2 pseudogenes are annotated in these 857 nt (G+C 49.0%); both read right to left on the reverse strand.

Annotated features, from left to right (window positions below):
- Nucleotides 1–515: pseudogene (locus tag A3750_RS22505) on the reverse strand (electron transfer flavoprotein subunit alpha/FixB family protein); the annotation flags it as partial.
- Nucleotides 516–857, reverse strand: a pseudogene (locus A3750_RS22510) (electron transfer flavoprotein subunit beta/FixA family protein); the annotation flags it as partial.

Below are 857 nucleotides of genomic sequence, written 5' to 3' on the forward strand. Positions count from 1 at the left end.
TCTTGGACGTTATCGACTGCTTCTACTGCAGCGGCTCCGCCCTCAGCAGCAACTGGGTCAAACGCCGTGCCACGAACCGTGATTACTTTGATCGCATCACTAGATTGGACTGTCGCGATTGCATTACCCGCGTAGATAGGACGAACAAACGTGTCAGCAGACTCAACTTTGATGATGTCTGAGATCTGAGCAACATCCAAAAGTGCAGCAACGCGTGGAAGGAAGTCCTTACCAGTTGTGCCAGCAGATGTAAGGATGTGCGAATAACCTTTACCTAGGTCAGCAACCAAAAGTGAAAGATTTTCAGCAAGCTGGTGTCCGTATGCTGCGTTATCGGCAACAAGTATTTTAGAAACGCCTGCTGCTTTTGCTGCGGCTTCAGCCACAGCACCACAACCCTCTCCAGCAACCAGAACATCGATGTCACCACCGATAGCAGCTGCAGCCGCAAGTACATTAAGAGTGACCGGCTTTAAACTACCGTTGTCATGATCTGCAATAACTAAAATGCTCATTTAGATCACCTTCGCTTCGTTTTTCAGTTTATCAACAAGCTCAGCAACGTCTGCGACCTTGATACCCGCTGAACGCTTAGGCGGCTCTTCTACTTTCAAAGTAGTAAGGCTTGCGTTCAATTCCACACCGAAATCTGCAGGAGATTTGGTATCTAGAGGCTTTTTCTTTGCCTTCATAATATTCGGAAGCGATGCATAGCGCGGCTCGTTCAATCGCAAGTCTGTTGTCACAACAGCGGGAAGGTTCAAACCGACCGTCATCAGACCGCCGTCAACCTCGCGAGTCACGTTTACCTTGTCGCCTTCAACAACTACCTCAGAGGCAAAAGTGCCCTGACCCAT

It is taken from the genome of Oleiphilus sp. HI0079 (assembly GCF_001635105.1).